Below are 14,242 nucleotides of genomic sequence, written 5' to 3' on the forward strand. Positions count from 1 at the left end.
CATTGACACGAGCAAGTAAACTAGACGACAACGTTAACCCAAAGTACAACAGAATTCTAACGCTATTGTACCCGGGTAAATGCCACAACGGTTACACGCTACGGGTTGCTATCGAGGGTGATATGTTGGCTGCAATTCGAGCCGGTAAAATGACCGCCAAGGTAGTAACGATAAAGAGACCAGCAAGTGTAGCCACTGGGTACACCGGATCTAACATAGGCAGATCATAAAATTTCATCAACTGCTGCCCTAGCTGAAACGCGAGCAATACGCCCAAAACCCCACCCACCAAGCAGATGATATAGTTTTCCACCAAAAAGAAACTGACGATATCGCGCTTGCGCGCACCCAGTGCTCTACGGGTTCCGATCTGCTTGGTGCGTCGCTGAATATTGAACATGACCATGCCAGCCAAACCCAAAGACGTAATCAGCAACAACAGAACCACCATGAGGGAAAGCACAGTCGCCATCAACTCGTGATTGCGATACACCTTGGTGCGGTGCTCGCTGATTGTGGTAAAGCCGCGAACAACGCGATTGCGATTATCCTTATGCAAGGCCTGAGGAATGCTTTCCTTAAGTTGGGCTATGGCACTTGGCTGTGCACGCACCAAAAACTTGGTAAAGGGAAATTCCAACTCTACGTTCAAGATAATACTGTTATTCAAATTGTTACTGTCAACCCAAGCACCTTGCAGGTGCTCAACCACACCAATAATCTCGACCGGTTGCTGACCGAACTCGCCCATATAAATATGCTGCCCGAGTGCACTTTCATCACCCCATGTGGCCTTGGCAAATGCAGCGCTCACGATACCGCGGTTGGCAAGATCTGGACTACCGGAAAAAACCTCTTCTTCATAGAAATTTCTACCGGCAATCAATCTCAAGCCCAATGTGGAAATCATGTGCTCATCACCGTAATAGGCGGCGGCACCCTCGGTATCTTTGGCTGTGGCCTCGCTTTCACCTATCGTAAACGACGACATCCAACCACCGCCACTAAGCGGCGTCATGCTGCTATTAACAGCATCAATGACACCAGGCAGCGCGCGAAGCGTTTCTACGTCCCGCTGATTTTGTTTGCCGAACACCATGCTTTTATCAAAATTGTAAACATTGAAATCAAAAACCTCTGACTCGGCAATACCCGATTCGCGCGCCATCAACGACAGCCGCTCGCTGATAATAAAGCTCGCATTGGCAACAATAGTCACGGAGAGAATTATTTGAATCAGCAACAATAAAGGGCCACTTTTACTGCGCAGTAAGGTACTAACGATCGGTTTAATATGTAGCATCACGCGCTCCTTTTATTGGCTCTTCAAATAAACACTGGGGTTGGTTGTGCAGATTCGCCAAGCTGGGTAAATACCGGCTACCAGCGACGCGGCTACCGCAATAGCTGGGGCGACAAACCACATACTGTAATCTAGCTGTGTAAGAGATGCTTCCAGCTCGAAGCGGGCCGACAAGGTAGATAATGCAGCCCAAGCCCAGAGCAGGCCAAGTACGCCACCGCCCAAGCCAATCAAGCCAACTTCAACCATATGCTGGGAAAATATTTGTCCGCGGCTAGCACCTATGGCACGCCTCACCCCAACCTCTGACGCGCGCTTGAGGAACTTAGCTAACAATAGGCCTAGCATATTCACCAAGCACACCAGCAGAAACAACACACTCAAGCCAACCAAGATTTTGTTATCTTCCGGCACCACTTTATTAATATCTAGCCATTCAGCCACATCGGAAATTTCGCCACGGGCATCATCTCTTTCAAAGCGACCAATTAACTTCTGCTGCTCAATATATCGCACGAGCCACTGTTTATAATCTTCAATTTGCGCCGGGGTGTTGAGCTCCACCCAATACTGAACCCAATGCATTTCCGATTGCAGCCGTTCCGCGTAAGTATTAACATTCTCATTTTTCCAGCTTTGGTTATTGCCCCAACTGGAAAACTCCTCGATGGGCGCCAAGGAAAAAGGCACAAAAATATTTTCTGATTCGTCAAACGCACCGTTATTGACATCGTAATACTTTGGGCTAGGGTTCCAGGTTTTTGTTACACCTACAATTTGATAGGGCTTACGGTCAAGATACAGCGTTTTGCCAACACTGTTTTTGCCGTTAAAGAGCTTTTTATTAAGGGCCTCGCTGATCACCAGTTGGTGCCTAGGGTTAGCATCCACGTCTGCATCCCACGTGCCACCATACAAAAAAGCAACGGAAAATAAGCTGAAGAAACTGCTATCGGCCACCCGAATCTTCTCCAATAGAGGCACAAATTCAGGATCGTCCGTTTGCACGGCGGCGCCCGAAGCAAACATTGCCGTCTGCCGCGTTGGCACGTCGCTAGTGCGCAAGTTATACCCGTCTTGATAAGTGATCTGCTCGTTTATTTTTTCCCAGGTGTCGTTGGCCTGGCTCATCAATCGAACTTCAAATAACTCACTCGAGCGCTCGCCCGCGGGGTTAATAGAGGCCATTTGATAAACGTTGAGCGTGGTAATCGTAATGCCAATGCCGATAGAAATAGCTAACACCATTAGCGTCGATAAAAAAGGCGTGCGTTTGATACTGCGCCAGCCCAGATCTAAATAATAGAAAAACATCGCGCGCCTCCTTAAGCCTGAGCCATATCGGCAGATTTTGGCTCTACCGCTCGGCTAGCCGTTTGCTGGTGGTACATCGTAAAGTCACACACCTGGCCATCGACAATCTGAATATTGCGTTGCGCGCGGCGGGCCAGCTCTACATCGTGGGTAACCATGATGATGGTGGTGCCGGCCTGATTGATATTTTCCAGCAGCTCCATCACTTGGCGCGCCATTAAACTATCTAAATTACCGGTGGGCTCATCCGCAAGCAGAAAGCGCGGCTCGCCGGCCAGCGCTCTGGCAATAGCGACGCGCTGCTGTTGGCCGCCGGACAACTGCGACGGTAAGTGTTGCATTCTGGCCGCCAAACCCACCTGCTCTAGCGCTTGAGTCATACGCCGCTTGCGCTCTTGGCTCGAAAAGCCGCGATAGCGCAGCGGCACTTCCACATTTTCCGCTAAATTAAGATCCGGAATGAGATTGAAGCCCTGAAAAATAAAGCCAATTTTTTCGTTGCGGATGGCCGCGCTTTTATTGTCACTGAGGTTTGAAATATTTACACCGTCGAGAAAGTAGTCACCGTGGGTAAAGCCTTCTAGTAACCCAGCAATGTTTAAGAAGGTTGTTTTACCCGAGCCCGAAGGCCCGGTTACAGCTACGAACTCGCCCTCGTTAACCGACAAATTAAAATCCCGTAGGGCATGGGTTTCCACCAGATCGGTTTTAAAAACTTTGCTGATGTTTTTCATGAGTAGCATATTGTTCCCTCTAATTTTAGTGGTATCTATTCGATACGTTCATTAACGAATTCTGCTTTAAAAAATAAATCGTCGAGCGGTGCACACCGCCTGTCGCTTAGCATCACTTAGGCCATCATTAATCTCGTCATTAAAATCAGCTTTTAGGGGGTAGGCATTAGCATCAACGCCGGCCCTGCCAACGCCGTATGCCAACAACAAACACATGAGAAGTACTAATAAGCCAATCACACTGATTCGACTAAAAGCATCCATCACCGCACCCTCACTTGCTCCGCGTTTTGGAGCGCTTCAAAACTCGATATCACCCAAACATCTCCGGCCTTGCCACCTTCAAGCACTTCCACATCGCTCATGCTGCGGGCACCCAACTTCACCGGTATTTTTTGCGCCAAATCCCCCTTCACAACATAGGCAAGCTGTGCACCACCGCTGGTGAGAAACGCACCGCGCTTCACCATTAAAACATTGGCACGATTCTCCAACAGCACGCGCGCAGAGAGCCGCTGATTTTGCCGTAGCTTTAGACCCTGACTCTGCTCGAACCGCACACGGGCGGTCACTTCACGATTGCGAACTTCCGGCGAGATTGAAGATATTTGGCCAATAACGGTCAGATCGCCAAAGCTGAGCTCCACATCCATACCTAAACCCAGCTCATCGGCATAGGATTCAGACACAGCAAGCTCAGCCTCGAAAGCGCTCAAGTCCACTACAGTTAATACTGGCTGACCGGCCGTGATTCTGGCCTTTTGTTCGATCAACCAGTTGCCAATAATGCCCTCCACCGGCGCCTTTATTTGCAAGGCTTCAACTTGGCGCTGCAACTCCGCTACCACTAACGCCTGGCGATTAACCTCAAGCTCTTTGTTTTTTATTTCAAACGTCAGAGTGTCTTTGGTTAAATTGGTTTCTTTTTCGGCGTGCGCAAACATCAGCTGCGCTTTATGTAAATCATCTTTGGCTTTTTCATAGTCAATTTTGCTGATTAAGCCATTTTCAATCAGCTGGTCACCGCGCCGGCTTTCGCGATCCGCAGCGGCGAGGTCAACACCGGCCATATCGAGTGCCTTATTTGCCTGCAATTGATCGCGCCGTGCATCCAAGCGCGCACGCTCCAAACTACTCTGCAAGCCTTCCAATACTGCTTGCTGTTGCTGCAAGTTGCTAGCGAGCTTCGGGCTGTCGATACTGGCCAACACCGCGCCTTTTTCGACTTTATCGCCGGGCTGGCTGATCAGCGTTACCGTGCCCTCCTCAGTGGCATAAAGAATGGGCGCGTTGGCCGCTACAATTTTTCCAGTGGTCGCAATATCGCGCGTTAAGGTGCTCATCCTGAGGCTTGCCATTTGCAGCTCCTCACCACTCACCGACACACTGGCACTGTCGCGACCAAAGCTGGCCCAAACCAAAGCGCTCACCAATAACCCAGCCCCGCCCAACAACAAAGGCAGCTTCAATTTGAGCACCAGCGGCGGTGCTAATACGGTGTCTTGGGCACTGGTGTCCTTAATCATGACCTCAACTCTCTCTTCTATTCCTGCAATTAAAAAACTGTCCGCTCGGCCAAAACCCCGCGCTTTACGGCTCTTCACCGGTATATAGCAGAGACTGTGCCAGAATTAAAATCCTGTTATTTTACAGCAGGTTATGGATTGTTAAGCCGCTGGCGCGGGTGAAAAAGTGTCCGCGGACACAGAGAAAGTGTCCGGTTAGATGGGTGGCGTACACAATTGGATTTGGGGGCCAGCGACAAGGCGGGGGGCCGCCCCCTACAAGCTTAAAAAGCCTAGTTAAGGTTCACTGGGTACAAGAGCCATTGACTAGGAATTTAAATGACAGCGCCAGAAAGCATGATGTGAAGCGGGTACATAGCATAAAGCATGACTAAAAAAGAGAGCCCTGAACTCACCGCAATGGCTAACAACACTGGCTTTGATTTCCGATCATATAACGCAAGCGCCACTAAAATAGTGAGAAGTACAGAAACCAAATACCAAGACCGACCAAAAGAAAAAGCCACTTTACTCCAGTCAGGCACACCGTTTGTGTAGAGCCCGTGAAAAACTTGCGTGAACTGCCCAATGATGTCTGTTTCAGTCCACCGGAAGCCCACACATCATTCAGCTGAATTGCGAGATTAAGCCGGTAATTGGAGAAAGTGACATTCAGGGCCAGTATGTCGATGGACTCGCCTTTGGCGATTTAAAAGATGACGCAAAGATACAGCATGCATTTGTGTATTTTCAGTTGCGGCGATAAACAGGGGCGGTGAAACAGAAACAGACTCTGTCACGCGCCCCCATTTACCGACTTAGCGGCTGTATATGAACAGCGAATACTCGAATATTTTTCCTGCAGCTGAGTTTACCTTCACTATAGCGACAAGGGTGCCATCGGCCGTATGGAAAATATTCTGGCCATAATTATGATACGCCACATCCCCCACGAGCGTAGCGGGAATATCAATTGACCGCACAAAGCTATTACTGGCATGGCTGAACAGGTTGATGGTGTGGCCCAGCTCTTGTTCACCGGTATGCGAGTAGCGCGGCTCCAGGAGTATGGCCAACTCGTCACCACTTTGGCTTAGCGAACCGATGGCAGCGCCATTCAGGTTCAAGGCACCCCGATAAATCATATCGTCCGCCTGCCCGGGATTGGCCTTAAACACATTGCCGCAGCGGGTAAAAAGACTCTCGCCATTCTCGGCTACCCAGACATCGCCACACATAGCAAAGTCACCGTGATAAGGGGAGTCTTTAACATATACCGCGTTGCCCGCCTGAATGTCATAAAGTTCAATATCGGACGGTGACAAGCCGTTATCGGCTCCGTAAATGAATTTGCCCGACGGGTGCAAATCAACCCGTGTACCAGCCCGGATATAATTGCCCTGATGCTGCTGTTGAACACCCGTATCTAGCGCAATGGTAGTAATGCGGGTCCACTGATCGGATGCGGGGAATACGTACACATAACCGTTATCCGGTAAAACCAGATCGATTACTGGCGCCGATACCGAAAAGGTTGAAATCACGCTGGCACCGACGAGATCAACAATGGCGACCGTATTGCCATAGGCGACCGCTGCTTTGTTACCTGCCGGGTTAAGACTGAGCACTGCGGCGCTGGCACCTAGCGCTATCTCCCTGCGCTCAAGGGTCTCCACATCAACCAAAACCAAACGCGCTGGTGATGAAGCAGAGAGTACCAGCTGATTGCGTGACACGGAAAATGTCGATGCTAAGACTTCAAAATCCAGCGCCAGCAGGCGCTTGTCGGCGGGGTCCTCGGCAGTCACTTTCACCGTGGTGTAGGCGCTGTCCATTTCACCATCATTCACTTTTACCCGCAGTGTATATTCACCTTTGATGTCGGGCACAAACGAGACGACTGATGCATCTGCATTCACCAGCTCACTGATACTGTCTGAAGGGCGCGACTGCAACTCCCACTGATAGCTGAGGCTTGCGCCTTCAGGATCCAGACTTTGTTCTGCGCTGACTAGAAGCTCTTCATTAATATTGGCGTAAGAATTGGCATCCGCGATAGCCACCGGTGGCAGGTTGAATGTTTCAACTTCAGATGGAAGATACGCCACACCCCAATCACGCAGGTAGCCGGCGGAAGCATCAACCTGGGCAAGCACTATTTCCTGGCCGTCTGGGCGATGGAAAACAAACCGTCCGTCAACGCGATAGCTCTCGCCATTAGTTATTTCTACCGGCAATTCTGCCTTGCCTTTAGGCGTGAGCACACTGTACCCGTAATAGGCAATTTTATCGGTTTCACCGCTATCAATGTACGCCACCTTTTCACCAAAGTGGGACAGCGATGCAATGTTCTGTACTAGATCGAGCGAGCCGTTGTACAGCATGTCCTGCTCGCGCACATCAGAACTGCGGAAGACGTTGCCACAGCGGGTGAAAATCCGCAGCCCATCCCGGGATATCCACAAATCGCCACACATAGCGTAATTACCATGATAGGGAGAATCGTAAAGATAAGACGGCGCGCCCGCACTGATATCGTATTTTTCAATATCGGATGGTGACAAGCCACGATTTGCACCATAGATAGACTGCTGGGTCGGGTGCATTTTCATTACTGTGCCGGCCCTTACCGAATAGCCACCACTCTGGAATTCTTCCCCTGTATCCATTTTCAGCGAACGCAGACTTTCCCATTGATCGGTTTTGGGCATGGCATACACAAAGCCATTGGTGGCAATTTCAATGTCAAATACATCGGTAGATACAGGCATGACGCTTTCTACCGCCATGGCTGAAAGATCGATGATCGAAATGAATCCATCGTGCCCCACCGCCGCCTTGCTGCCATCGGGCAACACCGACACACTGGTACCAGGGTGAGCTAAAGTCAAAGCGCGAGTGGCGTGGGTTTCCATGGAGTAAACATAGAACTTCTGATCATCGCCAACGGCAACCACTGCGTCGTGGGCGTCACTGTAGACGGCGTCAACAACATTAAAAATAAAGCGTCGGAATTTAAAGGCCGACGTAGTAAACGCAAATTCAGTGGTGTTGGACGCACCGTAGGCATCAATGGCGGTCAGGCTAACGAGATAAAGCCCTTTAACATCAGGCAACAGCTCCAGGGTTGCCGCCTGGCCCAACGCCTGCGGCATATTGCTACCGGCGGGCTTTTCGACCAAACGCCACTCATAAGTCAGGCCATGCAAATCCGGGTCGTAACTCAAAGACGCATTCAGATACAAGGGCGAGAGCAGATTTGCCCGGTCCGGGCCGGCTACCTGGGCAACAGGGTTGTTATTAATAACTTCGAGATCAAATCGCTTGCTGACAGAACCCGCGCTGTCAGTTACCTTCGCCTCCAGTTGGTAAAACCCGGTCACATCAAAGGTTACCTCAACCGAACTCCCGCTCAACTCAACGCCCGACAAGCTGCTGCCCGAGGGCACACTGACAATGCGGACAGAAACCGTTGGGTTACCAGCAGAAGATTCGCTGTTAACGTCGACCTGCACTGCCTGACCTACCACCGCCTGGGCCGTAGACAAACCTGAAATACTCGGCGGCGGCGAAACCGGCGCCTTACTGCCGGAACCGGAACCGGAACCGCCACCACCACAGGCAACAAGTAATGTAATGGAAACGGCAATGACCAGAGCCGAGCATACCGAACGAAGGCGACGCATAATTCCCCCAACAAGAGATTGGCTAGTTAATTGTGATAACGGCATATCGAATAGAAAACCCAGAATTTGACTATTTTTTTGAGCGGCATCAATCAGATTTAAATAGATTACTATATGCAAGACAGCTGATTAACGTGCGTTAACTTTGGTCTGTGCAGGAGAGAAAATACACAAGGTGAGCCTGTTTGTATGAGAAGCCACTACCGGACTTTATTTTCCCATAGCACCAAGCAATACCCATACGCCTGACAGCGCAGGCTAGCTAGCAGTGCATTATCAGGTTAACTCATCCATGAACATAAGATCAAAAGATTTGACCTTTGCATTGTGTTTAAATCCATCAATTAACACAGTCGATAAAGGCGGCATTTATAACACACTTTATCGCTTGAATGTACCATCCTATGCTAAAAATAATATGGCCGGACATAAATGCTCCATCGCGCAATATCAAAAACTTGTGAATTTCCGTTGTGGCTTATTGGAAGGCAGCAAAGCTTCAAGGGCTACATCCTTTAAGCACTCCCCTGAACTCCTAAGAATCTCAGCAATCTCTTCCTCAATATCTGAAGATGGGAATTCCTTACGATCCTAATCATTAAATAAAGACCTAGTGAGCACTTCGATTTCAGGATAACCAATTACCTTTAGCTTAATTATCCCATCCAATCCTGAATTTTCAGGTGAAAGTAGTTTTGTGCTTACTATTCATAGATGCTGCATAACGCCCGGTTTAGGCGCAGCTGGAGCGTAGCGTAAGCTGTCGCAGCCGCGCATTTTTCGGCGAACCTAAAACCGCTTGTTATTCGCCTTGGTTTCGGTATTCCGAAAGTCTATTTTTTGCCATACTTCTTAATGATTCGATATCATCAACTCTAGTAAAACAAACAAAAACAGAATCTATATTATCTTCTTTTTCTGTGAAACATAGTTGACCTCGACGAAGTGAGCCAATATATATCTCACTATCCGATCCTTCATCCTCAAGGTCTGTTAACGTTATCTCAAAACTAACATCATTAGATTTAAATGAATTTAACTTTGTCAAAATTGTTTTATTGTCGTAGGTAGAGATAATAATCGTGCCAGTTCCATCAGCTTGAAAATCTAGTAACGCATACGGAAATAGCTGAAAGACGCTTAAACTTTCCCATTGCCCAGTCACATGCTTAGGCTGGGGTTTATGTACCAAGTCCTCATCCTTACAACCCAGTAGCAATATTGCTAAAAGTAAAATATATATTTTCATAGTATTAGTATAACGCCAAGATAATGGGCAACCTTGCTGCGAAGCGACGCTTAAAGTTGCCCAGTTTCAGGCGCCGTTTCCGGTTTTTTTATGTGTTTTGATGAAACCAAAACTCGACTTCATCAGTTTCAACTTCAAAGTCAGCAGAGTGTTCCACATGTGCGGGGACATGATACCAGTCACCTACTTTGACCCTAGTGGTAACTCCGTTTATCGTCAGTAGTAGCTCACCGCGTGTAATGACACCATGATTGTCTGTGTCGTGTGTATGAGGTGGAATGGAAGTTCCAGCAGGGTATGAAGCGAAGAGAACGTCGCTATCTTTCGCTTCGAGTTTATACGCATCAAATCGGCCATCATACAAAGGAAGCGATTTTATTTTATTAGGATATTTTCCCGCCACGTAATTCTCCGTTTTTTACACTATATCGCTTAAATCAGCCGACGCGTTAGCGGTTGGCTGTGCTTGTTAAAGTGCGACACTGGCTCTTGCTATGAAGTACATTGCGGAGCGCCAGCGATGCCACACTTAATTAATATTTCCCGCAAGAATGCCATACTTGATAGTTGCTGGGAGTTTGTTCATTTTTTCATACAAAAAGTAAACGAACCAAAAGAAACGTACCCCAACTACGCGCCCTAACGGGTTTGTTCGCTCCAGTCGGATTTTAGGGGTCGTGAAAACAGGCTCCTGCCTGATCGTCGCTCAATTGGGCGTCCATGCCCAATTGCCCCCTAAAATCCGACTTCCGCTCACCGCTGCGCAAGGAGCCCCAAGAGCGGCACTTCGTAGCAAAGCACCAAATTTATATCTAGCGATGAGCCAAAGAGGCAGAGCGTATTAATGCTTAACGTAACGGCGGCGAAACCGCGCATCGGTTTTTCCGTCCGGCCCCGCAGGGGTGATCTTGGCGCCCTTGTTATATTTACCACAATGATCTTCGCACTTTTGGAATCCATTTCCGCCTTATATCGCACCAAACAAGCTTTTGTTCTTTCGGACCTTCAATTACTGGTCGGAAAATTAGCAGATATAAACTATATATTACCAACCAAACTATTATATAAATGGCAGTTGATTTCAAACTAACAATAACGCAACAAAGTACAATTGGAGCTACAAAAACTGCACTATTAACTCCTACGGCAATAAATGGAATAAATATATATGGAATTAGTGTTAATAATAAGCCTCTAAAATACCATCTAATTTTTTTGTAAAGAAGTATGCGGCAAGAAATAGTAAAAGACCCACCCCTTCCCATATCATTAAAAAGAACCAAGGTGAATGTTTCTCCATAGGTCACCTAACGCCTGCATTTGGGGCGGCGAAGCAAACGCGTAGCCGTCCCGCCGCGATTAGCGGCAAACAAGATGCACTTGTTATGAGCATGTTGTCTGCTGCCGAAGAAAATAATCATGTTGCTCTGCATATGACAATTCATAAAACATCTTGAGGTATTCTTTGGCTCGTGCCGGTTCAACATTCTTAAACTCAAAAAACTTTGTGAAGCTAAATATACCAAGTAGTTTTTTCTGTGGCGGCATGCATATTTCCACGCGAAATTTTTTGCATTCACTCTCTAACATAAAGCCAATATGGTAGTTTCCAATACGAAATGTTAAATCAGGCCAACATGGAGGTGGACGATTACCATCTAGCTCTTCAAAACGTTCAAGCTCTCTTTTCCATGGTGCATTTTCAAACTCCACAATGGCTTGATCAATATTGCAGCTACCAAGTTCAATATTTGAGCAATCCGCACAGATAAAGCCTGCCGCATCTGATGTCTTCATATTACTCATAACGCCGCCATAAAATGCGCGACGACAGGAGCGTCGTAGGCCGCGTTTTTTGTGGCCGATTTTTGATGGCCTTGTTAGCTGTATACAACGAATACATCCTGTAGTTTAGTTTTATTTGTTGCCGAGATCTCGCACCAATATATTCCAAATGGTATGCCAAAGTAATATGGCTTTAACTTCAGTTTGAATAAGCCTGGGGTATATGGCTTGAAAGACATTCTCAACTTTAATATGCCTTTCTTTATAAGAAGCTCATTATCTTCATTCTTTAATACCTCTATCTTCGATAATGGTGCATTAAGATAAAAGTTTGTGCTCGTACCAAATATTGGCGTGATTGTGTAGTAAGTCTCGCCGTTTCTCTCGTAGAGCTTAGAATTCAATGTCCCTAAAGGTATTTCCTGCATATTCTTCCTAGCAGCTAACGCCTCAAGAAGAGGCGCGCTTTAGCGCGTCCTTCTTGCTTGACTTGTTAGCAGGCTGGCCGGTTTGCACTATGGCCTTTTTTAGTAGCTTTGCTGCCTGCTTGTGATTATCCCAGTTCACTATTTCTGGGCCATTCAGACCTGTGTACTTATTCTTTGCGGCACTTTCAGTGAAAAAACCAATTTTGCCAACGATGGTGCTATTTTCGCTAAAGCTCTCAAGCTGGATGTTGAATAGACCGCAACCATCAACTGCTTGGCGACTACCACCCTCTCTTAGCTCAATGGTTCGAAGCCTTGGCCGAGGCATGACACTGAAACACCATATTGATAGTTGAGTACCATGACTCTTAATTAGTGAGCCAGCATTTATAGTAAGACCTTCTACTGAATCAAACTCTTTGATCGCGAAATTCGGAACGGAGTAGGCCTCAAATATCAGGCATTCGATACTTTCGAAGATTTGAGTGAACATCTCTTCCAGTTCATTTTCCGATTTTTCGAATTCAATCCATGGCATATTTAAGCCTGCTAACGCCGGTGGCAAGGGCGAGGCGCGATTAGCGCCGAGTCCAGCAGCGATAGCTGCGCTCTTGGCCACCCTTGTATGATAGAAATCGCACTGTTTAACCAACCCTATTTTAATTGTAAGGTGAGGCTCATGTCTGCAGCAACAGACATTCAGCAAGGCAACCCGGTGGCCGCCAGGCGCCGATACTATCGAGCCCGTTAACAAGCGTGGGGGCTTTGCTGATCCTACTTTTAACTCGAACAGTCGAATGAGCCTCGAGCTCGAATGTAGCAAGGGTGAGTCATGAAAACAACTACCAAAGCTGGCATTAATCATCAGAGAAATATCGGTATAGATGTAGGTAAAACGTTCTTGGATATATACATCCTAGAGCTCGATAGGTATTGGCAAATCTACAATTCACTAGATGACATTAAGGAGCTCCGAAAGACGCTCAAGCGCTTTAATCTGACTCGTATCGTCGTCGAGGCTACGGGTGGCTATGAACGAACACTCGTCGAAGTGCTGGCGGAAGCCGAGCTCCCAGTTGTTGTGGTGCAGCCAATCAATGTTCGCCAATTTGCAAAAGCACAAGGCGTCCTAGCAAAAACGGACCGAATCGATTCAAGAGTGATTGCACAATTCGGGGCAGTAATGAAACCAGAAATTAGGCCCATAAGCAGCAAAAAGATAAGGCATATCAGAGATTTACTAGCGCGGAAAAGGCAGTTAATGGAAGCTAGAACTCAAGAGCTAAATCGTGAACAAAAGGCACAGAATGTTCTGCAGCGCTCCCACAACAGGATGATCAAGTTTATCGAAAAGGAGCTCAATTGGGTCAACACAAAGCTCAACAAAGAGGTTGCATTGGTTACCGAGTGGCAGAAAACTTATGACCTCCTTTTAAGCGTGCCAGGCATAGGCCCTGGTGTTGCTTATACGCTTCTGGGAGAGCTTCCGGAGCTTGGCCAACTAACCAGTCGACAGGTAGGTGCGCTGTGCGGCTTGGCGCCCTACAACCGAGACAGCGGCTCGATGCGGGGCAAGCGACGAATAAAAGGCGGTAGGGCACCTATACGGACGATGCTGTACATGGCAATGATGAGCGCTATTCAGTGCAACCCGATAATGAAGCGATTCTTCAACCGATTAGTTGCGGAAGGCAAACATAAAAAGGTCGCACTTACAGCGTGCATGAGAAAAATGATGACAATTTTGAACGCCATGGTGCGTGATAAAAGGTCATGGCAAGCGGCATAAGATGAAAAAAATACGTTGCTGAAGGCTTGACTTAGAACCACAGTCGCTTGTTATGCATTTAAACGACCTTAATTAATATGAAAATAGACATGCCTATTAGAGAGATATACACCAGGGAAACACCAACCTTACCAAAGAATACAGACGATGTTTTATAAAACTCTGCTTTAGCAGCCTCTTCTATGCTGGCCATCTCTTCTTCCGATATCGGATCACTGGCCACGTGGTTTGGATTACCAATCAATTGGACAGCGTCAACATGCTGATGGTCAAGAAGTATCCACACACCTTTTCTGTTTAAGTGGCCGTGCGGGGCATTCTGGAACTCTGAATTGTGCTTAGCCAGAATGCCTTTCTTTTTTAGTAAACCAATGTAGCTATAAGGATTACCCCTGATGCTTCGTTCATCAATAAATTTCATATGGATGCATAACGCCCACAGCAAAGGC

At 47.5% G+C, this 14,242-nt stretch carries 12 protein-coding genes; 1 reads left to right on the forward strand and 11 read right to left on the reverse strand.

The genetic code is table 11. The features are described from left to right. Nucleotides 1-91 precede the first annotated feature (91 nt). The 10 genes from ACGHTT_RS14145 to ACGHTT_RS14190 form a co-directional block, all read right to left on the reverse strand. Complete coding sequence (locus ACGHTT_RS14145; protein WP_390591457.1) at nucleotides 92-1,303, reverse strand: FtsX-like permease family protein; 1,212 nt, start codon at nucleotides 1,301-1,303, stop codon at nucleotides 92-94. Between the two features lie 12 nt (nucleotides 1,304-1,315). After that, the gene (locus tag ACGHTT_RS14150; RefSeq protein WP_390591459.1) at nucleotides 1,316-2,617 is read right to left on the reverse strand and encodes an ABC transporter permease; all 1,302 of its coding nucleotides are present in this window, start codon (nucleotides 2,615-2,617) and stop codon (nucleotides 1,316-1,318) included. An 11-nt stretch (nucleotides 2,618-2,628) separates the two neighbouring features. Continuing rightward, nucleotides 2,629-3,360 (reverse strand): ABC transporter ATP-binding protein, encoded by a 732-nt coding sequence (locus ACGHTT_RS14155; RefSeq protein ID WP_390591460.1) that lies wholly within the window; start codon nucleotides 3,358-3,360, stop codon nucleotides 2,629-2,631. A 57-nt stretch (nucleotides 3,361-3,417) separates the two neighbouring features. Further along, complete coding sequence (locus tag ACGHTT_RS14160; protein WP_390591462.1) at nucleotides 3,418-3,615, reverse strand: hypothetical protein; 198 nt, start codon at nucleotides 3,613-3,615, stop codon at nucleotides 3,418-3,420. Beyond that, entirely contained in the window at nucleotides 3,615-4,877 is a 1,263-nt protein-coding gene (locus tag ACGHTT_RS14165; RefSeq protein WP_390591463.1) for an efflux RND transporter periplasmic adaptor subunit, read from the reverse strand. The genes ACGHTT_RS14160 and ACGHTT_RS14165 overlap by 1 nt, the downstream gene beginning before the upstream one ends. A gap of 797 nt (nucleotides 4,878-5,674) precedes the next feature. Beyond that, nucleotides 5,675-8,542 (reverse strand): PKD domain-containing protein, encoded by a 2,868-nt coding sequence (locus tag ACGHTT_RS14170; RefSeq protein ID WP_390591465.1) that lies wholly within the window; start codon nucleotides 8,540-8,542, stop codon nucleotides 5,675-5,677. A gap of 802 nt (nucleotides 8,543-9,344) precedes the next feature. Continuing rightward, nucleotides 9,345-9,791 carry a hypothetical protein gene (locus tag ACGHTT_RS14175; RefSeq protein WP_390591466.1) on the reverse strand — a complete coding sequence of 149 codons (447 nt, stop codon included), beginning with the start codon at nucleotides 9,789-9,791 and terminating at the stop codon, nucleotides 9,345-9,347. 88 nt (nucleotides 9,792-9,879) lie between these two features. Further along, on the reverse strand, nucleotides 9,880-10,194 hold the full coding sequence (locus ACGHTT_RS14180) for a cupin domain-containing protein (RefSeq protein WP_390591467.1): 315 nt from the start codon (nucleotides 10,192-10,194) through the stop codon (nucleotides 9,880-9,882). A 980-nt stretch (nucleotides 10,195-11,174) separates the two neighbouring features. Further along, the gene (locus ACGHTT_RS14185) at nucleotides 11,175-11,597 is read right to left on the reverse strand and encodes a hypothetical protein (protein WP_390591469.1); all 423 of its coding nucleotides are present in this window, start codon (nucleotides 11,595-11,597) and stop codon (nucleotides 11,175-11,177) included. Nucleotides 11,598-12,026: 429 nt separating this feature from the next. Next, nucleotides 12,027-12,623: a hypothetical protein gene (locus tag ACGHTT_RS14190; RefSeq protein ID WP_390591470.1), complete on the reverse strand. Its 597-nt coding sequence runs from the start codon at nucleotides 12,621-12,623 to the stop codon at nucleotides 12,027-12,029. Nucleotides 12,624-12,836: 213 nt separating this feature from the next. Here ACGHTT_RS14190 and ACGHTT_RS14195 point away from each other — a divergent pair, with 213 nt between their 5' ends. Further along, complete coding sequence (locus tag ACGHTT_RS14195) at nucleotides 12,837-13,793, forward strand: IS110 family transposase (RefSeq protein ID WP_390591471.1); 957 nt, start codon at nucleotides 12,837-12,839, stop codon at nucleotides 13,791-13,793. A gap of 58 nt (nucleotides 13,794-13,851) precedes the next feature. Here ACGHTT_RS14195 and ACGHTT_RS14200 read toward each other — a convergent pair whose 3' ends face one another. Next, the gene (locus ACGHTT_RS14200) at nucleotides 13,852-14,214 is read right to left on the reverse strand and encodes a hypothetical protein (protein WP_390591472.1); all 363 of its coding nucleotides are present in this window, start codon (nucleotides 14,212-14,214) and stop codon (nucleotides 13,852-13,854) included. Between the last annotated feature and the right edge of the window lie 28 nt (nucleotides 14,215-14,242).

Origin of the sequence: Simiduia litorea (assembly GCF_042853465.1) — a bacterium.
GTDB classification, from domain to species: domain Bacteria; phylum Pseudomonadota; class Gammaproteobacteria; order Pseudomonadales; family Cellvibrionaceae; genus Simiduia; species Simiduia litorea.

Excerpts from the sequence above, each read along its gene's own strand:
- ACGHTT_RS14195 (WP_390591471.1), top strand. The coding sequence starts at position 12,837 with ATGAAAACAACTACCAAAGCTGGCATTAATCATCAGAGAAATATCGGT.
- ACGHTT_RS14145 (WP_390591457.1), bottom strand. The coding sequence starts at position 1,303 with ATGCTACATATTAAACCGATCGTTAGTACCTTACTGCGCAGTAAAAGT.
- ACGHTT_RS14160 (WP_390591462.1), bottom strand. The coding sequence starts at position 3,615 with ATGGATGCTTTTAGTCGAATCAGTGTGATTGGCTTATTAGTACTTCTC.
- ACGHTT_RS14150 (WP_390591459.1), bottom strand. The coding sequence starts at position 2,617 with ATGTTTTTCTATTATTTAGATCTGGGCTGGCGCAGTATCAAACGCACG.
- ACGHTT_RS14155 (WP_390591460.1), bottom strand. The coding sequence starts at position 3,360 with ATGCTACTCATGAAAAACATCAGCAAAGTTTTTAAAACCGATCTGGTG.
- ACGHTT_RS14170 (WP_390591465.1), bottom strand. The coding sequence starts at position 8,542 with ATGCGTCGCCTTCGTTCGGTATGCTCGGCTCTGGTCATTGCCGTTTCC.
- ACGHTT_RS14165 (WP_390591463.1), bottom strand. The coding sequence starts at position 4,877 with ATGATTAAGGACACCAGTGCCCAAGACACCGTATTAGCACCGCCGCTG.
- ACGHTT_RS14200 (WP_390591472.1), bottom strand. The coding sequence starts at position 14,214 with ATGAAATTTATTGATGAACGAAGCATCAGGGGTAATCCTTATAGCTAC.
- ACGHTT_RS14175 (WP_390591466.1), bottom strand. The coding sequence starts at position 9,791 with ATGAAAATATATATTTTACTTTTAGCAATATTGCTACTGGGTTGTAAG.
- ACGHTT_RS14185 (WP_390591469.1), bottom strand. The coding sequence starts at position 11,597 with ATGAGTAATATGAAGACATCAGATGCGGCAGGCTTTATCTGTGCGGAT.